Origin of the sequence: Stappia sp. TSB10P1A (assembly GCF_900185725.1) — a bacterium.
Classification (GTDB): domain Bacteria; phylum Pseudomonadota; class Alphaproteobacteria; order Rhizobiales; family Stappiaceae; genus Stappia.
Genome location: NZ_FYAU01000026.1, coordinates 274,963 through 295,435 on the forward strand (window position 1 = coordinate 274,963; position 20,473 = coordinate 295,435).

A 20,473-nucleotide genomic window follows, 5' to 3' on the forward strand; every position below is an offset into this window, starting at 1 on the left:
GGTCTCGGGTGCGGTCGTGGCGAAGCCTACTTGGCCGGTCGCATCGCCCGGATCTCGTCTTCGCTCGGCATGTAGGGGGTCGGGTCCTTGAACGACCAGTCGACCATCACGCCCTGGCCATCCTGCACGGCGGTGACGCCGAGATAGGCGCCCATCGTCGACTGGTGGTCGAGCGCGCGATAGGTAACCTCGCCCATCGGCGTGTCGAGGGTGAGATCCTTGAACGCCTCCAGCAGCGCCGGCGTCTCCGTCGAACCGGCTTTCTCGATCAGGGCGGCGATGGACTGCACCGTCATGTAGCCGACGATGCTGCCGATCTTCGGCGTTTCGCCGGGGAAGGCAGCCATATAGCTGTCGACGAAGACCTTTTCCGGGCCGCTGGTGAAGCCGTACCAGGGATAGCCGGTCACGATCCAGCCTTCCGGCGCCTCAGCACCGAGCGGCTCCAGATATTCCGGCTCGCCGGTCAGCAGGCCGTAGACCGTGCGTCCCTCGAACAGGCCACGTGTCGTGCCCTCGCGGACGAACTTCTGCAGATCGGTCCCGAAGGTGACGTTGTAGATGGCATCGGGCTTGGAGGCCTCCAGCGCCTGCACCTCGGCGCCGGCATCGATCTTGAACAGGGCGGGCCACTGTTCGGTGACAAACTCGACCTCGGGCTTCAGCCGCGTCAGGCTCTCCTTGAAAGCGGCGACGGCCGCCGTTCCGTAGGCATAGTTCGGGGCGATGGTCGCATAGCGGATCGCGTCCGTCTTCGCGGCCTGCTCGGCCAGTATCGCGGCCTGCACATAGGTCGAGGTGCGAAGGCGGAAGGTGTAGGGATTGCCCGACTTCCAGACGAGATCGTCCGCCAGCGGCTCGGAGGCGAGATAGATGTAGCCCTTCTCGCCGGCATAGGAGGAGATCGCGAGGCCGACATTCGACAGGATCGTGCCGGTCAGCATCACCACGCCGTCGCGCGTCATCAGTTCTTCGGCGATCTTCACCGCGTCGCCGGGCTTGCCGTCATCATCGCGGAAGATGAATTCGAGCGGCCTGCCGAGAACGCCGCCGGCGGCGTTGACCTCCTTGAGCGCCAGCTCGATGCCTTTCTTGTAGGGTTCGGCAAAGGCCGCCATGCGCTTGTAGTGGTTGATCTCGCCGATCTTGATCGCATCGGCGGCAAGCGCCGCCGTGCTCGCCGAGAGAAGTGCGACGGCTGCCGCCGTCCATGTTTTCAAGCTCTTCATCTGTCCCTCACTCTGGTTGGTGCGCGACGGTCTTCGACCGTTCGTCTTTCTGGCCTTGTGGTTGTCTTTGTCTGGCTCTTCCGGGGGGCCGGGCGCGCGGACGCGCCAGGCGGGGTGCCGCCGCCGTCAGTCGTGGTAGACGTAAGCGGGGGTCGGGTGCGAGGCGATGTCCTGCGTACGCTCCTTCTCGATCAGCTCGGAAATGCGCTTGCGGTAGACCATCGGCCCCTTGTCTATCGCGATCCGGATCGGGCGCCGCTTCCGCGGCCGGTCCTCCTCGTCCTGGATCGCCTCCAGGATCTGCTTGTCTTCCTGGAAGGCTTTCCGCAGCAGGGCGTCCATCGTCGCGGCCGCGTCCTCGTCGTCCAGCGCGGTGTTGCGCAGGTGCATCCAGCGGTCGATCGTGTAGTTGGCGCTGACGGGTGTGATGAAATGCAGCGCGAAGACGCGCACGCCCTTGTCGCGCTCATCCTCGCCGATACAGGCGCGCGTCGGCGCGCTGCCGAAGTCGATCACCGCCGTGCTCGGCGTATGCAGATGGTAGTAGTGCCAGCGGTCGACATTCTCCGTGAACCCGCCGAAGACCTTGAAGAAGCCGACCGGCTCGCTGTCGCGGATCCAGCGCCAGGCGACGATCGCCTTGCCTTCGGTCGAAACGTGAACCGGCACGTTCTCGGACGCAGAGTTGCCGAGCGTCGTCGGGTGCACGAAGCTGACATGGGCGGGGTCGACCAGGTTTTCCGCCACGTTCAGGTAATTGGCCTTCAGGTGCAGCGCATCGCCCTGATGTGCCGCCCAGGCCGGATCGGAGAATTCCGGCATGTCGAAGACCTCGTCGGGATCGGCTTTTTCCGGGTCTCCCATCCAGATCCAGACGATGTCATGGCGCTCGACGATCGGGTAGCTGACCACATAGGCCGAGGCCGGCAGGTTCGACTGGCCGGGAATGCGCACGCAGGCGCCCGAGGCATCGAAGGTCATGCCGTGATAGCCGCACTGCACCGTGTCGCCGATCCGCTTGCCGAGCGACAGCGGCAGCAGGCGGTGCGGACAGCGGTCCTCCAGCGCCGCCACCGTCCCGTCCGACTTGCGGAAGAGAACGATGTGCTCGTCAAGGATCGTGAAGCGTCGAAGCTGCCCGTCGATTTCCGACGACCAGGCGGCGACGTACCAGGCGTTCCGCACGAATTCCATGGCTGTTTTCCCCTCTGACACACGCTATCTCAAGCCGTCGTCGCCCCTGATCTCCTGGTGGGTGAGCCCGCCGACACGGGCACCGGGCCGTCCGCCCGTCGAAAGTGCAATGGCAACCAGCGCCTCGTCCGCCCGCGGGCCATCGGCGAGGCGAACCTCCATGGCGTCGAAATGGGAGCGCACATAGGCCGCGTCCTTGTGGCCGAGCGGCACGTCGATCGACTGGCCCGGCCCGCCCATCTTCTTCGCCGAGGGAACGAGCGCCTTGCCGCCGCCGAGCACCGCGCGCATCGGCGCGCCGAGGCGCGGATGCAGCAGGGCGGCGGCGTGTTCCAGCTCGCCGTTCTCGCCGATCATCGCCGCCTTGCCGAAGCTCTGGATCGCCGGAGCCTCGACGGCGAGCGCGGCAAGCGCGCGGCGCGTCAGCAACTCGCCGATCTCCTCGGACAGGGCGACCAGCGCGGCGAGATCCGCGTGAAACCGTCCGGCGCAGGGGTTGCCGATGATCGCCACCGCGGCGGCCCGACGGGCCGGCGGCGTCACCGCCTGGCCCATCTCGAGCCAGGTGTCCTCCACGCGGGTGACGATCTTGCGGATCGCAAGGCTCATCTCAGCCCGTCCTTGCCGACGACCTCGGACGCTTTCAGACCGCCCGCGCGGTTGTGGATGCGCGGCCCCGTGGTCATGACCAGAACGAGCAGCATCTCGTCGGCACGTGGGGAATCGTTGAGGCCGACCTCCATCGCGTCGAAATGCGAGCGCACATAGGAGGCGTTGGTATGGGTGATCGGTACATCAAGCCGTGTGCCCGGCCCGCCGATCTTCTTGGTCGACGGCACGATCGCCATGGAGGCGGGCAGCACCTCGCGCATGGAATAACCCCCCGGTGCGTGCCAGAGGGCGCCATGTTCCAACTCGCCGGCCGCGCCGATGATGGCGCCCTTGCCATAACCCTCGACCACGGACGGATCGCCGCCGAGCGCGTCGATGAGGTCCCTCGCCATTTTCAGGCCGAGCGGCTTGAGGTCGTCCATGAAGGAGGTGATCTCCTCGACATACCGACCCGCGTACGGGTTCTGGATGACGCTCAGTGCGGCGGCGCGCTTCAGCGGCGCGGATGCGACCGGGCCACCTTCATGATGGATTTCCTCGACGATGATGGCGCTCTTGCGCAGGATCGGCTCAGGCACAGGCTTTGGTCCTCCAGGAATCGAACGAAAGGGGCGCCCCGGCGGCGGAACCGCCGGACACGGTCAGCCGCTCGCCGGCCAGCGCGAGGAAGGCGCCCCGGATCAGCCCCGACCGCATATGGGCGCGGGCGACCGCTTCGCCGCGCGCAAGAGCCCGGCCGATCTCCGGCGGCGACAGCGGCGCCACCCCGACGGTGACCGGGCGCAGGCCGAGGTCGCTGTCGGGAGCAAGGTCGCGGGCCGGCACGCGGGTCACCCGGGGCGAACCGGGAAGATCGACCGCGTTGGCGATCAGGGTCGCGGCGGCATCGGCGCGGGCCGCCGTTTCGGCCAGAACGGTCACCGCGTCGGCGATGCCGAGCGAGTGAGAGCGTCCGCGCCAGCCGCTGGTGGCGATGCCGCCGATCCCCTCGCCCGGCGCCAGCGTGACCACGCCACCCGCCGTCCGCGTCACCGGATCCTCGCAGATGCCGACACGGAAGGTTCCTCGCGCAAGGTGAAGTGCAATGTCGCCGCCATTGTTGACATAGGCGCGGTCCAGATCGCGCCCGGCCACCAGGGCGGCAAGCACATGGTCGGCGACGCTGCCGGCGACAGCGGCCATCGGCGTGACGAAGACCGGGGCGAACGGGGCGACGGCGGCGGCCATGCGACGGGCGACCGATCCTTCGGGGGGAGGCCCGGCGGGCGCGCGCAACCGCGGCAGTTCGGTGACGAGATCGTCGAGAATCGGGCCGAAGGCCGCACAGGCCTGTCGGTAGGCCTGCGCCACCTCGCCGGCCTCGCCGCTCGCCTCGATCACCAGATCGATCGGCCCGTGCTGAAGGTGCAGCCGGCGGCCATCGGCCAGAAGCCTCGCGCTCGCGCCGGACATGCGAGCCGCGGCACTCATGCCGAATGTCTCCGCCAGGGAAAGTTGTCGGGACCTGTCGGCCAGGGATTGCCGGAAGAGGGCTGCACCCCGCGCCGGCCCTTGAGGATATGGTCGTTCTGCCGGCCGGTCTTGCCTTCAAGGGCCTCCGACAGGGGCATCACATAGTCCATGTGGCCGCCGAGCGCCCGGTAGTCCTCGGCGCGCATGGTGAATTCGATCGGCGCGACCAGCGCCGGTGTCGGCACATAGCCGAAGGCGTTCCGCGGCAGGCGCGTGACGTCGGCCATGAAGGTGATGCCGCCGCCCGGCCAGACATAGACCGGCGCGCCGCCGCAGCTCACATAGGTGAGCGCGCCCTGTACGGACCGGGTCAGGCCGACCGGGTGCTCGGTGACGCCGGAGCGCAGCGATCCGCCGGCGCCGGCCATGAACAACACGGAGGTCAGTGCCGGCTCGCAATTGTCGGCGATCCGGCGAACCGAGGGCGCCAGCCGCGCGGGCATGTCCTTGCCGACGGGCAAGAGCGCTTCGTCGAGCTCGAAATAGGCGGCATGCTCGCCGGTCGTCGACACCATCAGGAGGGACAGGCCCGGCCACGCCACCTTCGGGTCGAACGCGCCCAGGATCGCCAGCGGATCGGTGAGATCGGTGCCGCCCCAGCCGGTGCCCGGGTCGGCGACCTGAAAATAGCGGCCCGGCGTCGAGCGGCGGCCATTGATGCGGATGCCGGTCGGCGCCCAGCCGATGACCTTGCCCGCCTGATGCTCGGAAATCACGCCGGTGATGTGGTCGTCGACGACGACCACCTCGTCGACCAGCCCCTTCCACTGCGCGGCGAACATGCCGACCGTGGCGGAGCCGCAGCCGACGCGCATGCGCTCCTCGGTCTGGCCGTTGATGACGGGGGGCCGGCCGGCCTGCACCTTGAGCGCCGCGCCGCCGTCGATGGCAAGCTCGACCGCCTCGCCGTTGCACAGCGCCAGCATGGTGGAACAGGTGACACGGCCTTCCTTCTTGGACCCGCCGGTCAGGTGATGGACGCCGCCGAGGGACAGCATCTGGCTGCCGTATTCGGAGGTGGTGACGTGGCCGATCACCTCGCCATCGGCGCGAACGGGCGAACACTCGTCGCCCAGATGCCGGTCAGTGTCGATCTTCAGCTTGACCCCGCAATAGCTGAAGATGCCCTCCGTGACGACGGTGACCATGTCGACGCCATCGACCGTCGAGGCGACGATGAAGGGGGCCGGCTTGTAGTCGGGATAAGTGGTTCCTGCGCCGATCGCGGTGACGAAGCCGCCCTCGGAGGGGAGGATGTCGCCATCCCATTCCTTGTCGAGGAAGGGAACGACCTCGCCGCCGCTTTCGGCGCGCTGCCGCAGGATCGTGAGCGGATCGAGACGGACGAGCTGGCCGCCGTCATTGGCGTATCGATCGCATGCGCCGGAGCGGCCATCGGCGATGTAGCACATCACCGGGCAGGCATCGCACCTGATCTTCGCAGGCTTTCCATCGGCTGCAGTCAACGTCGTGACTCCTGCTGGCACCCATGCTCGCTTCGTTAGTATGCAAACATGTATGGGGTTTTGGTGTCAATCGGCTTTGCGCGCCTTCCGCGCTGATTTATCGAGCAGCTCTGCCGCGTGTCGCGGCAGATCGGGTCAGTCGACGAAGGCACGCTCGACCACGAACTGAGCTGGCTTGTTGTTCGCCCCCTCCTCCAGCCCATGGCCAAGGCACAGTTCCTTGGTGTCCTTGAGCATGGCCATGGAGCCGCAGATCATGGCGCGATCCTCGGCCGGTCCCATGCGCGGCACGCCGAGATCGTCGAAGAGCCTTCCCGAGGCGATCAGATCGGTGACCCGGCCCTGACGGGGAAAGGGTTCGCGGGTGACGGTCGTGTAGTGGTGGAGACGCCCCTCGACGAGTTCCCCGATCAGCGGATCGGACCGCAGCGCCGCGACGAGATCCTCGCCGTATTTCAGCTCCGAGGCGGTCCGACAGCCATGGACGAGATGGATGGCCTCGAACTTGTCATAGGTTTCCGGGTCGCGGACGAGGCTGGCGAAGGGGGCGATACCCGTGCCGGTGGAGAACATCCACAGCCGCTTGCCGGGCAGCAGCGCGTCGTTGACCAGCGTGCCGGTCGCCTTCTTGCGCATCAGCACCGTGTCGCCGGGACGGATCTTCTGCAGATGCTGGGTCAGCGGTCCGTCCGGCACCTTGATCGAATAGAATTCCAGTTCCTCGTCCCAGGCCGGGCTCGCCACGGAATAGGCGCGAAACACGGGCTTCTCGGCATTCGGCAGGCCGATCATCACGAATTCGCCCGAGCGGAACCGGAACTCCGGCGGACGGGCGATGCGGAAGCGGAACAGCGTGTCCGTGTAGTGCTGCACCTCGCGCACGGCAAGGGCGTGGCAACCGGCCGGCACGGCAAAGGAAGAAGGCTCTCCCGCCAGGATCGGGCGGTCGTTCGCGAGTGTCTCCGTCATGATCTGGGCGCTCCTTGCGGCGGGGATGACGACGTTTATCGTTCGTATGCAAACGAAAAATGTCGGCTGGCGCAACGAAAAAATGCATGATCAAACTTTGGTCAGAATGGCGCATCCGAGTGCTTGACAGGAATTTTGACTGAGCGCTAACGTTGTTAGTATGCAAACGAAATGAACTGAGGCAGCGATGCAGGTTCGCACCCCGGATTCTCACAGGCCGGATTCCGACAGGCCGGACTATCACAGGCCGAACACGGTGGGCGACGCGCTGGCCCTGCTTGCCGGGGGCGAGGCGCGCGTGCTGGCGGGCGGGACGGATTTCTTTCCCGCGCTCGGAGGACGCCGGCCCCGGGGCCGTGTCGTCGACCTCGGCCGCATCGCCGCGCTGCGGGGCATTGCGCGGCAACGGGACGGCTGGCGCATCGGCGCCATGACCACCTGGTCGGAGATCGCCCGGGCGGACTTGCCGCCGCTGTTCGACGGGCTGCGGCTGGCGGCCCGAGAGGTCGGCTCGATCCAAATTCAGAACGCGGGAACCATCGCCGGAAATCTTTGCAACGCCTCACCCGCCGCGGACGGCGTCCCGCCGCTGCTGACGCTGGACGCCCGTGTCGAGCTCGCCGGCCCGAACGGCCCTCGCGAGCTGCCGCTCGGCGACTTCATCCTGGGGGTCCGCAAGACGGCGCTCGCCCCCGGCGAGATTGTCACCGCGATCCTAGTGCCCGACTGGAGCCCGGCCCATAGCCCGGTTCGGACCCATTTCCTGAAACTCGGTGCCCGCCGCTATCTGGTCATATCCATCGCCATGGTCGCCGCCGCCGTGGCGCTCGACGGCACGGGACGGATCGGCGAGGCACGGGTCGCCGTCGGAGCCTGCTCTGCGGTGGCGCGCCGCCTGGCCGGCGTGGAGGCCGCCCTTCGCGGCGCTGAGGCCTCCGGGACGGCGGTCCGCGCGGCGGTGGCGGAGGCCGCGCTCGCCGAGCTTTCGCCGATCGACGACGTCCGCGCCAGCGCCGACTATCGCCGCGACGCGGCGCGCGAGCTGGTTGTCCGTACCGTGATGGCGGCCATCGACCAGGGAGCACAGAGATGATGCCGATGCAGACCGGGAACGCCACCGGGGTCTCCCTCGTGCTCAACGGGCAGCTCGCCCGCATTGACGCCGATCCGGTCGAGCGCCTGTCGCTTGCCCTTCGGGAACGGGCCGGGGCGCGTGACGTCAAGGTCGGCTGCGATGCCGGCGACTGCGGCGCCTGCACCGTGCTGGTCGACGGCAGGCCGGTCTGCGCCTGCACGACGGCACTCGGCCAGGTGGAAGGGGCCCATGTCGAGACGCTTGCCGGCCTCGTCACATCCGATCCGCAGGCCGAGGCGCTCGCCCACGCCTTCCAGCGCCACCAGGCCGCCCAGTGCGGCATCTGTACCCCCGGCATGATGGTGTCGGCGCTCGCCCTGCTGCGCGCGCAGGCCGAGCCCTCCGAGGAGGCGGTGCGCGACGCGCTTGGCGGTGTCCTGTGCCGCTGTACCGGCTATCGCAAGATCATCGACGCGGTGCTCGACGCCCGCGGCACCGGCATGCCCGCCCCCGGCGGCGTGGGCACCGCCATGGCCCGCGTCGACGGCTGGCCGAAAGTCACCGGCGCCGAGCTTTTCGCCGACGACGTAGCGCCCGCCGACGCGCTCGTCCTGCGTCTCGTCAGAAGTCCCCATCACCGCGCCCGCTTCACCCTTGGCGACACCCGTGCCTGGGGCGCCGAACGCGGGCTCGCCCTGGTGCTGTCGGCCGCCGACGTGCCCGGCGAGAACCGTTTCGGCGTGATACCGGGCTTCGAGGACCAGCCCATGTTCGCGCAAGGCGAGATCCGCTTCCGGGGCGAGGCGGTCGCGGCGGTCGTCGGCGCCCCCGCCGATCTCGTCAATGCGCTCGACCTTTCCGACTTCCCCGTCGCCTACGAGGACCTGCCGGCCGCCCTGGTGCCGTCCGACGCCGGCACCATCGCGGACCTGCACGAGGGGCGCGAGGGCAATGTCATGTGCCGGGGTTTCGTCCGGCGCGGGGAACCGGAGGCCGCGCTGGAGCGCGCGGCGGTGGTGGCCGAGGGCCGGTTCTCCACTGGCTTCATCGAGCACGGCTATATCGAGCCCGAAGCCGCGGTCGCCCGGCGCGTCGGAGATCGGATCGAAATCCAGTGCTGCACCCAGGCGCCGGTGATGAACCGGGACAGTATCGCCCGGCTTCTCGGGCTGCCGAAGGAGGCGGTGCGCGTCGTGCCGACGGCGACCGGCGGCGGCTTCGGCTCCAAGCTCGATCTGACCAGCCAGCCCTATGTGGCGCTGGCCGCCTGGATGCTGAACCGCCCGGTGCGCGTCACCTATTCGCGCGTCGAGTCGATCGCGACCTCGACCAAGCGCCACCCGTCCGAGATCCGCATGCGCATCGGCGCCGATACTGAGGGGCGCATCGTCGCCGCCGAGTTCGACGGCACGTTCAACACCGGCGCCTATGCGAGCTGGGGCCCGACGGTGGCCAATCGCGTGCCGATCCACGCCTCCGGTCCCTACAGGACGCCGAACTATGTCGCCCGCAGCGCCGGCATCCACACCAACACCGCCCCCGCCGGCGCCTTTCGCGGCTTCGGCGTGCCGCAGTCGGCGCTCGCCCAGGAGCCACTTTACGATGAACTTGCCAACCGGCTCGGCATCGACCGGCTGGACTTCCGTCGCCGCAACGCGCTCGCCAACGGCGATGCGACCGTTACCGGCCAGGTCTTCGAGCGCGGCATGGGCATCATCGACTGTTTCGACGCGCTGAAGCCGCGCTGGGAGCGGGCGCTCGCCGAAGCCCAAGCGGCCAATGCCGGGGGCGGACACATCCGCCGCGGCGTCGGCATCGCCGGCGGCTGGTACGGCTGCGGCAACACCTCGATGAGCAATCCGTCGACGATCCGCGCCGGTCTTACCGGCGAGGGGCGGGTGATGCTGCATCAGGGCGCGACCGACATCGGCCAGGGCTCGAACACGGTCATTGCCCAGATCTTCGCCACTGCGCTCGGCGTGCCGGTCGAGACGGTGACGATCGTCGGACCGGATACCGACGTGACCCCGGATGCGGGCAAGACCTCGGCCAGCCGCCAGACCTTCGTCACCGGCAATGCCGCAAGGCTGTGCGGCGAGGCACTGCGCGCCCGCCTTCTGCGTCTCGGCAACGTGTCGGACACCGCGCGAATCGTGATCTCGGACGGCGAGATCCGGCTGTGCGATGCGGACGGCCAGCGCGTCATCGCCCTTGCCGAGTTGACTCCAGACAGCACGGCCTATGTGATCGAGGCGGTCGAGACCTACGACCCGCCGACCTCGCCGCTGGACGAAAACGGACAGGGCGTGCCCTACGCGGTCTTCGGCACGGCGGCGCAGATCGCCGAACTCGAGGTCGACATGCGGCTCGGCACCGTGCGGCTGCTCCGGATCACCGCCGCTCACGATGTCGGCAAGGCGATCAACCCGCTGCTGGTGGAAGGGCAGGTCCAGGGCGGTGTCGCCCAAGGCATCGGTCTGGCGCTGATGGAGGAATTCCTGCCCGGCCGAACGGAAAACCTGCACGACTATCTCATTCCGACCATCGGCGACGTGCCGCCGATCGAAACGCTGATCATCGAGACGGGCGACATGCACGGACCCTACGGAGCCAAGGGGCTCGGCGAGCACTGCCTGATCCCGACCGCGCCGGCGATCCTGAACGCCATTGCCGATGCCTGCGGAGCGAGGATCACCGACCTGCCGGCGACGCCCGACAAGGTGCTCGCCGCGATCCGCGCCCTACGGGCCTGAGGCGATCTGCTTCCACGTCCCCCCTTCGCCGCACGATGTCGACACCCAGGAAGCGTCCATGACCATGATCCCATCGATCGCCGACACCCCGACACCAGAAAAGACCGCCACGGCGGGACGCACGGCGCTCGTCGCCGGCATCGATGTCGGCGGCACCTTTACCGACCTCGTGCTTTTCGATTCCGCCCAAGGCAGGGTCCGCCTCGCCAAGACGCCGACCACGCTCGACAACCAAGCCTTCGGCGTGCGCAAGACGCTGGAGCTGGTGGACGCGGATCTCGCCGCGATCGACCTCATCGTGCATGGCACGACGACGACGACCAATGCGGTACTGGAACGCAATCTCTGCCGCACAGGCCTCATTACCACGCAAGGATTCCGCGACGTGCTGGAACTCGGCCGGCGCACGCGGCCCCAGGCCTATGGCATGAAGGGCGAGTTTCGTCCGATCATCCCGCGCGACCTGCGCCTGGAGGTACCTGAACGCCTGCAAGCGGACGGCAGTGTCCGGGTCGCCCTCGACGAGGCGGCACTGGAGGCGGCGATGCGGGAGTTGCTCGACAAGGGCTGCGAGGCGCTTGTTATCCACTTCCTGCATTCCTACGCCAATCCGGCGCATGAATTGCGGGCCGGCGAGATCGCCCGGAAGGTCTGGCCGAATGAGAACGTGACGCTGGGCCATGCGCTGCTGTCGGAAAGCCGCGAGTTCGAGCGCGGGGTGACGGCGGCGATCAACGCCTCGGTGCAACCGCTGCTGCGCCGCTATGTCGAGCGGCTCGCCGACGAGCTTGCCCGTGACGGCTACCGCCACGACGTTCTCGTCATGAACGGCAATGGCGGCATGGTCTCCGCCCGCCGCGTCGCCGTCGAGGCGGCGAAGACGGTGATGTCCGGCCCGGCCTCGGGCGTCATGGCGGCCGCCTATACCGGCCGGCGCGCCGGCATCCCCAACCTTCTCACCTACGACATGGGCGGCACCTCCACCGACGTGGCGCTGATCCGCGACGCGGAACCGGCCGTTTCCAACGAGATCGAGATCGAATACGCCATGCCGATTCACGTTCCCATGGTGGACGTGCGCACGGTAGGTGCCGGCGGCGGCTCGATCGCCCGCATCACCCGGGCGGGCCTGCTCCAGGTGGGACCGGACAGTGCCGGCTCGGTCCCCGGGCCCATCTGCTATGGGCGCGGCGGCACGGAGCCCACCATCTCCGACGCCAACCTGCTGCTGGGGCGGATGAACCCGGACAAGCTCAACTCCGTCTCGAATGGTATCTCGCGGGAAGATCTCATCACGATCTTCGCTGAAAAACTCGGCGCGCCGCTGGGCGTCACCCCCGAGGAGGCGGCCTCCGCCGTCCTGCGCATCGCCAACACCCGCATGGCCGAGGCCGTGCGCATGGTCTCGATCAGCCTTGGCGAGGACCCGCGCGACTACGCGCTCTTCGCCTTCGGCGGCGCCGGTCCCCTTCACGCGACGGCCATCGCCCGCGAACTCGGCGTGCCGCGCGTCCTCGTTCCCTCGCGTCCGGGCATCACCAACGCGCTCGGGTGCGTCGTCGCCGATCTGCGCCACGACTTCGTCAACACGGTCAACCGGCCGCTTGCCGCCCTCGACATCGCCCAGGTGCATGCCCTTTTTGCCCAGCAGCGCCAGGAGGGGCGGGCACTCGTGGAAAAGGAGAACGTGCCGATCGAGGAATTGAAGGAGATCTTCTCCGTCGACATGCAGTTCATCGGCCAGACCCATCTGCTGCGGGTGCCGCTTCCCGGCCCGGCGCCCTCGGTCGGGGAGTTGCAGGAGTTGTTCGAGGCGGCCTATTTCCACCGTTTCCGTGTCGACCTTCCCGAGATCAAAGCGAGCCTCGTCAACGTCAACACCTCTGTGATCGGCCGACGCCCCGGCATCGACCTTGCCCTGCTGATCGATCCGGCCGGGCGCAGGGAGACGCTCGATGCGGCGCGGACCGCCACACGCCCCGTCTGGTTCGACGGCTGGCGCGAGACGCCGGTCTACTGGCGCGACCACCTGCCGCTGTCGGCGCGGATCGTCGGACCGGCCATCGTCGAACAGATGGACACCACCATCGTCATCGAGCCGGGCGACGACGCGGTCCAGGACCGGGACGGCAACATCATCATCACCCTTGGCAACACCGGCGGAGCAGGCGCATGAGCATCGATCCGATCACGCTGAGCGTCATCCAGTCGGGCCTGCAGCAGGTTTGCGACGAGATGGACCTCACCTTCTCGCGCGCTGCCTTCTCGCCGGTGATCGCCGAGGCGAACGACCGCTCCGACGGCATCTACTCCGCCGAGGACGGCTCGCTCATCGCGCAAGGAGCAGGCGGACTGCCGGTCTTTGTCGGTACCATGCAGTACTCCACCCGCACCTTGATCGAGATGATCCGCGACGGACGCGTGCCCGCCCCGGAGCCCGGCGACATCTACATCGTCAACGACCCCTATCTCGGCGGCACGCACCTGATGGACGTGCGCTTCGCCATGCCCTTCTACCGCGACGGCGAGATCTTCTGCTGGCTCTCCAACACCGGTCACTGGCCGGACACCGGCGGCGCGGTGCCGGGCGGTTTCTCGGCCTCGGCCACGTCCGTTGAGCAGGAGGGGCTGCGGCTTCCCCCGGTGCGCCTGTTCAAGAAGGGTGTGCTCGACCAGGAGATCTACTCGATCATCTGTTCCAATATCCGCGTTTCGGAACAGCGCATCGGCGACGTGAAGGCCCAGGCCGCCGCCCTGCTGGTCGGCGAGGCGCGGCTCGCGCGCATTCTCGACCGCTATGGCGACGACGTGGTGCGCGCAGCGATCGGCGAATTGCGCCGGCGCGCGGCCGCGCAGATGCGGGCCAATGTGGCGCTGATCCCGAACGGCACCTACCGCTCGCTCGCCTATGTGGACAGCGACGGCGTCGTCAACGAACCGCTGGAGATCCGGCTTGCGATCACGGCGAGGGACGGCGAGCTGACCTTCGACTTCGAGGGCTCCTCGCCGCCCTGCCGCGGGCCGATGAACTCGGTGCTGGCGACGACCCATTCGGCCGTCTACCTTGCCATGCGCCACATCTTTCCGGATGTGCCGATCTCGGCCGGCGCCTTCGAACCGCTGACCATCGTCCGTCCCGCCGGCACCTTCCTCGATGCGCATTATCCGCGCCCCGTCTCCGGCTGCGCCGCCGAAGTCAGCCAGCGCATCGCCGAGGCGGTCTTCGCCGCGCTTGTCGAGGCCCTGCCCGACCGGGTGACGGCGGCACCGGCCGGCAGTTCCGGCAATTTCGCACTCGGCGGCGTTGATCCGGCGCGAGGCGCCGGCTTCGTGATGTACCAGATCTCGGGCGGCGGCTATGGCGGAAACGCCGACCATGACGGGCTCAGCAACGGCTGTTCCACCATCGGCATCTCCAAGGCGCCACCGGTGGAGATCATGGAACAGCAGTTCCCGGTGCTGTATCACCGCTATGCCCTGCGCGAGGGTTCGGGCGGCGCCGGGCGCCATCGCGGCGGCTTCGGGCTCGATTACGAAATCGAGCTGCTGCGCGGCCACGCGACGGCGAGCTTCGTGATGGATCATGGCCGCTTCGGGCCGCAGGGAGCACTTGGCGGGCGGGATGGCGAACCCAACTCCGTCACCGTGTGGCAGGGCGGCAGGGCGATGGTGCCCGAGCATCTTTCCAAGGCGCAGGACATTCCGCTGGAGCCGGGCGACCGGGTGCGCGTGAAAACCCCCGGCGGGGGCGGCTACGGCGATCCGCGGGACCGCGATCCCACCCTGGTCGCCGAGGATGTGCGCCTCGGCCGCTACACGGCGGCGCAGGCGGCGGCGCTGTTCGGAAAGGCGGCCGCGGGACTTTGACCCGCCGCTTGCCGGCGATGGCGCAAATGCGATGCCCGCTCCGGGCTGGACAGCGAAACGGCGGCGGGCTGCCGCCGGGAATGATGATCACCACGCTTGCGCCATGGCGCCCGGCGCCGCAGCAAAGTCTGCGGTGCCGGGTGCTGCCGTTTCCGGGGGAGTGCTTCATCTGGACAGGTCCGGTTCCCACACGTAAAAATTGCCGGATGAGCGTCCTCACCCTCTCCGCCAGCGATTTCGATCCGGATGTCAGGGTCGCAGCCTTCCAGGACGCCGTCGCCTCCATGTGCCGGCTTGAGATCACCCCGGACGACAGCGCCAGCTTCCGCTCGGAGACGACCATCGGCCTGCTGCCCGGCCTGATGACCGGCCAGACGATGCACTCCCGGTGCGGCGTGGTGCGGACCCAGGCGCTGGCGGCGGAAACCGGCGACAACGTCATGGTGCATGTGCCGCTGTCCGGCGGCTTTTCCATGTACCAGCAGGGCGGCAGCAACGTCGTGTGCACGCCCGGCTCGGTCTATCTCGACCCCAACGAGATGCCCGGCTCGGCCGAGTTCCACGGCGAGCGCAACGACGCCTTCTACCTGTCGATCCCGCGCGCCCTTCTCGCCTCCGCCGGCACCAGCCTCAACGGCGCCCTGCGCGAGGTGCAGCCGGTGACGCCGCAATGGCGGCTGCTGCTGCGCTACGCCCGCTCGCTGCACGAGGAGCTGGCCCTGCTGCCGGCCGAAGAGATCGCCACCTGCTCCAGCCACATCCACGACCTGACGATCATGGCGATGGGCGCCTCGCGCGAGGCCGAGGAGATCGCCAGGGGGCGCGGCGTGCGCGCCGCCCGGCTCAAGGCGATCAAGGCCGACATCGAGCAGAACCTCGTCTCGTCGCAGCTCGCCAGCGAGTGGATCGCCGCGCGCCATGCCATCTCGCCGCGCTACATCCGCTCGCTGTTCGCCGGCGAGGAGACGAGCTTTCGCGACTATGTCGCCCAGCGTCGGCTGCTGCTGGCCCACCGGCGCCTGTGCGATCCGGCCGAGAGCGCGCTCGGCATCAGCGAGATCGCGCTGTCGTCGGGCTTCAGCGACCTGTCCTGGTTCAACGCCAGCTTCCGCCGCGCCTTCGGCAAGACGCCGAGGGACGTGCGCGCCGCCGCGCTCGCCGCCGCCTTCGCCGCGAAGTGAGCGCAGGGCCCGGCCGCCCGGCCCGGCACGCGGATCACGAAGGCGCGAGAGAGCCGGATCTGTGCCGCCTGGCCCGCATCCGCTACCGCCGCCCCCAAGAGCGGAACCTGCGAAGCGACTACGCTCGCCTCGCATCCCGCACGGGATGGCGCGATTCATGACCACATCTGCTGCGGGAGACCCTTGAATGTGGGATTTCAGTATTGGCCGGTCGCTCGGCCTGATGGCGAAGACCGCCCCCTTCATCGTCTTCCGGATGGTGGTCTATTTCGGCATCGCCTGCGCCTATGTGATCGTCACCGGCACCGGAGCCGGCATCGGCTGGGGTATCGGCGGCTTCGGCGACGAGGGCTTTCGTGCCAATTCCACCATGTGGGGCGGCATTGCCGGCTTCGGCCTGACGGCCGGCGTCATCTACCTGCTGCGCGAATACATTCTCTATGTGGTCAAGGCCGGCCACATCGCCGTGCTGGTGGAACTCATCGACGGCAAGCAGATGCCGGATGGCAAGAGCCAGATCGCCCATGCCCGGCAGGTGGTGACCGCCCGCTTCGCCGAGGCGAGCGTGCTCTTCGCCATCGACCAGTTGGTCAAGGGCGTGCTCGCCGCCGTCACCGGGCTGATCCAGGGCATCGCCTCCTTCCTGCCCATTCCCGGCATCCAGCAGATCATGGGTCTGGTGCGCGCCTTCCTGCGCATCGCCATCGGCCTCGTCGACGAGGTGATCCTGGCCCATGCGATCCGCACCCGCAGCGACAATCCCTGGGCCTCGGCCCGCACCGCCCTGGTGCTCTACGGCCAGAATGCCGGGCGGATGATGAAGAACGCCGCCGTGCTGACCGTCATCGTCTACGGCCTGTCGTTCCTGGTGTTCCTGGTCATGCTGGCTCCGGCCGCGGCGGTCGTCTACCTGATCCCCGGCGCCTGGTCGGCCGGCGGCATCGTCTTCGCACTGATCTTCGCCTGGGCGGTCAAGGCGGCCCTGATCGAGCCCTTCGCCATCGCCTGCATGCTGCAGGCCTTCTTCAAGGTCACCGCCGGCCAGACGCCGGATCCGGCCTGGGACGCGAAGCTGTCGCAGGTCTCCAAGAAGTTCGACGCGATCAAGCAGAAGAGCGGGTTGTGGTCTCCGGCGCCGCCGCCCGGCCAGACTGCCGGGCCGGACCCGGCGCAGCAGCAGGCGTAAGGCCCGCCGCGCCTCGGCATCGAAATCGCTTTGGTCCGGCTCAATCCGGCAGTTGCCTCGAAGGGTGGCAAAGCAGGGACGCAACTGCCGGAACCGGACCGCTGATGGGGGCACCATTCAGCACCTGAAGGACCCATGAGATGATTTTCAGACCACGCCTTGCCTGCGGCGGCCTCGCGGCCCTCGCCCTGCTTGCGACGACCGCTGCCCAGGCACAACCCGGCGCCCAGGTCGAACCGCAAGCCGATTTCGTGTTCGACACGCTCGGACCGGCCGCCTGCGACATGCCGCCGCCCGGCTTCGACATCTCGCAGTTCCGCAACCTCGTGGAGAGCAAGCCGGACGCCCCCGTCACCAGGGGCGAGATCTCGGGCGGGCTCACCGCCGGCTTTGCGGGCGGCGGGCTCTACGGCACGGACGCAGGCGGCGGCCTCGTCGTCGGCGTCCAGGGCATGGTGTTCGACGATGCGCCGGCCTTGACCATGCTCTGCATGGTGCTGGTCCGCCTCGGCGACAGCGATGCCACATCCGGCGCCATCGTCGGCGAGGCCGGGATGGCAGATGCGCCCGACGGCGCCTTCCTCGGCGTCTTCAAGCTGGTGCAGCGCAACGACGCGGACGTTCCCGTCACCCTCGCCGCCGGCACGGTGGACGGTGGCACCATCTCCTTCGACCTGCGCGAGACACTTCTCGTCGACGGGTCGGTCACGGTCGAAGGCAGCTATCGGCAGCTCGCCTCGGGCGAGGCCCAGCCCTTTTCGGCCCGCATCACCATACCGCGCGCCGAGAACGTGTTGCGACCGGCCCTGAGGCTCGCCCGCGACTGAGCGGCCGCACGAGGAGGAAGATCATGAAACAGTCCGGCTTCACGGCGGCGCTCGCCGCCGCAACGCTCGGCGCGCTTGCCGTCACGCAGGCGGCGCACGCCCAGTCATCGTCGTCCCAATCCGGCAAGGCGGCCATCCTCATTCTCGATGCCTCCGGCTCGATGTGGGGCCAGCTCGACGGCGGCATCACCAAGATCGAGGTGGCGCGCGACGTGATGGGGCAGTTCTTCGCCACACGCGATGCGTCCATCCCGCTCGGCGTCATCGCCTATGGCCACAACCGGCGCGGCGACTGCTCCGACATCGAGATCATCGCCCGCGCGGGCAGCCAGAACCCCGGCGCCCTGTCGCAGCGGCTCAACCGCATCAACCCGCGCGGCATGACGCCGATCTCGGAAAGCCTGCGGATCGCGGCCGGAGAGATCCCGCCGACGGCGGAAGAAGCCGACATCATCCTCGTCACCGACGGGCTGGAGACCTGCAATGCCGACCCTTGCGCGGTTGCCGCGCAACTGGCCAACGAAGGCATCAAGATCCGCGCCCATGTGGTCGGCTTCGGCCTGAGCGAACAGCAGGCGAACGCGCTCGCCTGCGTGCCCGACCAGACCGGCGGGCGGCTGCTGCGCCCGCAGTCCGGCGCCGAGCTCACCGATGCGCTCAACCAGATCGCCGCGGCGGAGCCGATGCCAGAACCAGAGCCCGAACCGACTGTTCAGGAAAACTTCTTCGACATCGGGCCGAAGGCCGAGGCCGGCCATACCTACCGCATCTCCTACAAAGGAACGGCGCGGCCCGTCGACTATGCGGGCTTCACCCGGCGCGGCGAGGCAGAGCCCGATGTCAGCCCGTCCTACGGCCCGATCGGCGGCGGCAGAACCGGCAACAACCCGTTCACGAAACAGGCCCCGCAGGAGCCCGGCGACTACGATCTCATTCTCTTCAAGAACAATGGCGAGGGTATCGTCGCGCGGCAGCCGATCGAGGTGGTTGCCGCGTCGAACGGGTTCGACCCCATCGGCTCGGTGGAGCCGGGCAAGCGGTTTCCCTTCACCTGGCGCGGTCCGGACCAGGTCCAGCAGCGCATCGTCATCGCGCGGCCGGGCGACCCTGCCGGCACTTACGAAGGCGACTGGGGCTATGCGCTCAGCAAGAACGGGCGCATGGGCCTGAAGGCTCCCGCAGAGCCGGGTCTTTACGAGCTGCGCTACCTGTCGGCCAACCGCAAGGAGATCCTGTTCTCCCGGACCTTCGGCGTCGGCGTTGCTTACGAGGACGCCGACCGCACGACCAGCACGGAGCTGGCGGAGCGTGCCTTCGCGGCGACGCAGGCCGCGCCCGGGCAGGACGCGCTGCCGATGGTGCGCGCCACCTTCCGCCTGCCGGACGGCTTCCCGCCGACGCCGCTGTGGTGGTCGGCCGTGCCGCTCGATCCGGACATGAGCCCGGAAGCCTGGGCGCCGCAGACGGAGATGGCGGTCGGCGAGGGCGAGTTCGAGCCGGGGCGCTACGAGGTCCGGGTCACGGGCCCCGGCGAGACCGAGTTCCGCGGCGTGGTCGAGATCGTGCCGGGACAGCCCAACGACTTCGTCATCCCGCTGGTCGGTGGCGGCGAGGCGGAGCAGAACCCGCCCGGACAGCGCGGCGATGCCGGGTCCTCGGGCGCCGGCACCCTGGCGCAGGAGAGCCAGGGCATGGCCTGCCGGGCCCCGTCCGGTTGCGCCTATCACGACCCGGTGACGGGGCTGGCGCTGATCCTGCCGCAGGGCTGGGAGATCGACGCGCCCTTCTTCTACGAGACCGCCGGCGGGGCGAAGGCCGGGCAGCCGTCCGCGTCCCTGTCGCGGACCGTCGGCGGCGAGCTGCAGCAGATCATGCTGAACCCGCGCCAGTGGATGGCCTCCAGCGGTCCCTGCATCGGCACGCCGGCCGGCGAGCTGTGCCGGGCGACCAGCACCGACGTCGCCTATCTCGGTGCCTTCGAGGTGGTGCGCTCCTCGCTGCGGATCGCGACGGCCCGCGCCGCGCCGGCCCCGGCCGCGGCTGCACTGCGCAGCTCGAACAAGAGGTCGAACTCGGTCGGATTGACCGAGGTGATGCCGAGACAATAGCAAACGGCGGAGTTGACCGAGGAGCCGCACCCCTGGCACAGGATCGGCGGGTCCTGGCTGCGGGCGAAGCGGACGATGTCCTGCACGGTGAGAAAATAGGAGGCGAAGCCGAGCTCGCCGATCAGCCGCAGTTCGCGCGCGATGCCGGCAAGGCTCTGGTCCGCTTCCTCGATGCGGCGGACGCGCTCTATCTCGACACGCAGGAGAGCCGCGGCCTGGTGCCGGCCGACCATCCCTCGGTGGTGGGCGCGGTGCGCGCGGCGGCGATGAGCGAGGCGCTCGGCACCCATGGCGAGCGGGAGGAGAACCCGGACGATCTGGCGGACGCCATCCGCCGGGGGCTGGCCAACGCGCCGGCGGTGATTGACGGGGTGACCTCGCAGGACGCCATCTCCTCCGACGCGCGCAAGGGCCTCGGCTTCGTGCCAGACTATCAGGCGCTGACCGCCTGGGACGATGCCGAGCGCAAACGGCGCGGCGAAGCGTGAGGAGCG

Annotated in this window: 17 protein-coding genes and 1 pseudogene; 10 read left to right on the forward strand and 8 right to left on the reverse strand. The window is 68.7% G+C overall.

The window, feature by feature from the left end:
• Positions 1–26 precede the first annotated feature (26 nt).
• The 7 genes from TSB10P1A_RS12720 to TSB10P1A_RS12750 form a co-directional block, all read right to left on the reverse strand.
• Entirely contained in the window at positions 27–1,229 is a 1,203-nt protein-coding gene (locus tag TSB10P1A_RS12720) for an ABC transporter substrate-binding protein (protein ID WP_186388295.1), read from the reverse strand.
• A gap of 126 nt (positions 1,230–1,355) precedes the next feature.
• Complete coding sequence (locus TSB10P1A_RS12725; protein ID WP_186388296.1) at positions 1,356–2,423, reverse strand: aromatic ring-hydroxylating dioxygenase subunit alpha; 1,068 nt, start codon at positions 2,421–2,423, stop codon at positions 1,356–1,358.
• A 24-nt stretch (positions 2,424–2,447) separates the two neighbouring features.
• Positions 2,448–3,032: an amino acid synthesis family protein gene (locus TSB10P1A_RS12730; RefSeq protein ID WP_186388297.1), complete on the reverse strand. Its 585-nt coding sequence runs from the start codon at positions 3,030–3,032 to the stop codon at positions 2,448–2,450.
• Positions 3,029–3,613 (reverse strand): amino acid synthesis family protein, encoded by a 585-nt coding sequence (locus TSB10P1A_RS12735; protein WP_186388298.1) that lies wholly within the window; start codon positions 3,611–3,613, stop codon positions 3,029–3,031. The genes TSB10P1A_RS12730 and TSB10P1A_RS12735 overlap by 4 nt, the downstream gene beginning before the upstream one ends.
• A complete protein-coding gene (locus TSB10P1A_RS12740) occupies positions 3,606–4,487 on the reverse strand; it encodes a UPF0280 family protein (RefSeq protein WP_186388489.1) in 882 nt (293 codons plus the stop codon). Before TSB10P1A_RS12740 ends, TSB10P1A_RS12735 begins: the two co-directional genes overlap by 8 nt.
• A 14-nt stretch (positions 4,488–4,501) precedes the next feature.
• Positions 4,502–5,959 (reverse strand): 6-hydroxynicotinate reductase, encoded by a 1,458-nt coding sequence (locus TSB10P1A_RS12745; RefSeq protein WP_244293111.1) that lies wholly within the window; start codon positions 5,957–5,959, stop codon positions 4,502–4,504.
• A 189-nt stretch (positions 5,960–6,148) separates the two neighbouring features.
• Positions 6,149–6,982: a ferredoxin--NADP reductase gene (locus tag TSB10P1A_RS12750; protein WP_186388300.1), complete on the reverse strand. Its 834-nt coding sequence runs from the start codon at positions 6,980–6,982 to the stop codon at positions 6,149–6,151.
• On the opposite strand from TSB10P1A_RS12750, the gene TSB10P1A_RS23895 reads away from it, so the two are divergent.
• The 9 genes from TSB10P1A_RS23895 (at position 6,981) to TSB10P1A_RS23745 (ending at position 19,979) form a co-directional block, all read left to right on the forward strand.
• Positions 6,981–7,109, forward strand: a complete 129-nt coding sequence (locus TSB10P1A_RS23895; RefSeq protein WP_256376448.1) for a hypothetical protein — start codon at positions 6,981–6,983, stop codon at positions 7,107–7,109. The two genes, TSB10P1A_RS12750 and TSB10P1A_RS23895, sit on opposite strands and share 2 nt — an antisense overlap.
• Before the next feature lie 60 nt (positions 7,110–7,169).
• Positions 7,170–8,075 carry a xanthine dehydrogenase family protein subunit M gene (locus TSB10P1A_RS12755; RefSeq protein ID WP_186388301.1) on the forward strand — a complete coding sequence of 302 codons (906 nt, stop codon included), beginning with the start codon at positions 7,170–7,172 and terminating at the stop codon, positions 8,073–8,075.
• The gene (locus tag TSB10P1A_RS12760) at positions 8,072–10,810 is read left to right on the forward strand and encodes a molybdopterin cofactor-binding domain-containing protein (RefSeq protein WP_244293098.1); all 2,739 of its coding nucleotides are present in this window, start codon (positions 8,072–8,074) and stop codon (positions 10,808–10,810) included. The genes TSB10P1A_RS12755 and TSB10P1A_RS12760 overlap by 4 nt, the downstream gene beginning before the upstream one ends.
• Before the next feature lie 64 nt (positions 10,811–10,874).
• A complete protein-coding gene (locus tag TSB10P1A_RS12765) occupies positions 10,875–12,986 on the forward strand; it encodes a hydantoinase/oxoprolinase family protein (protein ID WP_186388491.1) in 2,112 nt (703 codons plus the stop codon).
• Positions 12,983–14,677 carry a hydantoinase B/oxoprolinase family protein gene (locus TSB10P1A_RS12770; protein WP_186388302.1) on the forward strand — a complete coding sequence of 565 codons (1,695 nt, stop codon included), beginning with the start codon at positions 12,983–12,985 and terminating at the stop codon, positions 14,675–14,677. Before TSB10P1A_RS12765 ends, TSB10P1A_RS12770 begins: the two co-directional genes overlap by 4 nt.
• A 206-nt stretch (positions 14,678–14,883) precedes the next feature.
• Positions 14,884–15,858 carry an AraC family transcriptional regulator gene (locus TSB10P1A_RS12775; RefSeq protein ID WP_186388303.1) on the forward strand — a complete coding sequence of 325 codons (975 nt, stop codon included), beginning with the start codon at positions 14,884–14,886 and terminating at the stop codon, positions 15,856–15,858.
• Between the two features lie 187 nt (positions 15,859–16,045).
• Entirely contained in the window at positions 16,046–17,044 is a 999-nt protein-coding gene (locus tag TSB10P1A_RS12780) for a hypothetical protein (protein WP_244293099.1), read from the forward strand.
• Between the two features lie 140 nt (positions 17,045–17,184).
• Positions 17,185–17,871, forward strand: coding sequence for a hypothetical protein (locus tag TSB10P1A_RS12785; protein WP_186388304.1), 687 nt, complete (start codon positions 17,185–17,187; stop codon positions 17,869–17,871).
• 23 nt (positions 17,872–17,894) lie between these two features.
• A complete protein-coding gene (locus TSB10P1A_RS23745; RefSeq protein WP_186388305.1) occupies positions 17,895–19,979 on the forward strand; it encodes a VWA domain-containing protein in 2,085 nt (694 codons plus the stop codon).
• On the opposite strand, the pseudogene TSB10P1A_RS23750 reads toward TSB10P1A_RS23745, so the two are convergent.
• Positions 19,925–20,131 (reverse strand): annotated as a pseudogene (locus tag TSB10P1A_RS23750) (hypothetical protein); the annotation flags it as partial. The gene TSB10P1A_RS23745 and the pseudogene TSB10P1A_RS23750 overlap by 55 nt on opposite strands.
• Positions 20,132–20,197: 66 nt before the next feature.
• On the opposite strand from TSB10P1A_RS23750, the gene TSB10P1A_RS23755 reads away from it, so the two are divergent.
• Positions 20,198–20,467: a hypothetical protein gene (locus TSB10P1A_RS23755; RefSeq protein ID WP_186388506.1), complete on the forward strand. Its 270-nt coding sequence runs from the start codon at positions 20,198–20,200 to the stop codon at positions 20,465–20,467.
• Positions 20,468–20,473 lie beyond the last annotated feature (6 nt).

What these genes read in the sequence shown, in the direction of transcription:
- TSB10P1A_RS12720 (WP_186388295.1), bottom strand. Translation starts at nt 1,229, where the DNA reads ATGAAGAGCTTGAAAACATGGACGGCGGCAGCCGTCGCACTTCTCTCG.
- TSB10P1A_RS12725 (WP_186388296.1), bottom strand. Translation starts at nt 2,423, where the DNA reads ATGGAATTCGTGCGGAACGCCTGGTACGTCGCCGCCTGGTCGTCGGAA.
- TSB10P1A_RS12730 (WP_186388297.1), bottom strand. Translation starts at nt 3,032, where the DNA reads ATGAGCCTTGCGATCCGCAAGATCGTCACCCGCGTGGAGGACACCTGG.
- TSB10P1A_RS12740 (WP_186388489.1), bottom strand. Translation starts at nt 4,487, where the DNA reads ATGTCCGGCGCGAGCGCGAGGCTTCTGGCCGATGGCCGCCGGCTGCAC.
- TSB10P1A_RS12745 (WP_244293111.1), bottom strand. Translation starts at nt 5,959, where the DNA reads ATGTGCTACATCGCCGATGGCCGCTCCGGCGCATGCGATCGATACGCC.
- TSB10P1A_RS23895 (WP_256376448.1), top strand. Translation starts at nt 6,981, where the DNA reads ATGATCTGGGCGCTCCTTGCGGCGGGGATGACGACGTTTATCGTTCGT.
- TSB10P1A_RS12750 (WP_186388300.1), bottom strand. Translation starts at nt 6,982, where the DNA reads ATGACGGAGACACTCGCGAACGACCGCCCGATCCTGGCGGGAGAGCCT.
- TSB10P1A_RS12755 (WP_186388301.1), top strand. Translation starts at nt 7,170, where the DNA reads ATGCAGGTTCGCACCCCGGATTCTCACAGGCCGGATTCCGACAGGCCG.
- TSB10P1A_RS12760 (WP_244293098.1), top strand. Translation starts at nt 8,072, where the DNA reads ATGATGCCGATGCAGACCGGGAACGCCACCGGGGTCTCCCTCGTGCTC.
- TSB10P1A_RS12765 (WP_186388491.1), top strand. Translation starts at nt 10,875, where the DNA reads ATGATCCCATCGATCGCCGACACCCCGACACCAGAAAAGACCGCCACG.
- TSB10P1A_RS12770 (WP_186388302.1), top strand. Translation starts at nt 12,983, where the DNA reads ATGAGCATCGATCCGATCACGCTGAGCGTCATCCAGTCGGGCCTGCAG.
- TSB10P1A_RS12775 (WP_186388303.1), top strand. Translation starts at nt 14,884, where the DNA reads ATGAGCGTCCTCACCCTCTCCGCCAGCGATTTCGATCCGGATGTCAGG.
- TSB10P1A_RS12780 (WP_244293099.1), top strand. Translation starts at nt 16,046, where the DNA reads ATGTGGGATTTCAGTATTGGCCGGTCGCTCGGCCTGATGGCGAAGACC.
- TSB10P1A_RS12785 (WP_186388304.1), top strand. Translation starts at nt 17,185, where the DNA reads ATGATTTTCAGACCACGCCTTGCCTGCGGCGGCCTCGCGGCCCTCGCC.
- TSB10P1A_RS23745 (WP_186388305.1), top strand. Translation starts at nt 17,895, where the DNA reads ATGAAACAGTCCGGCTTCACGGCGGCGCTCGCCGCCGCAACGCTCGGC.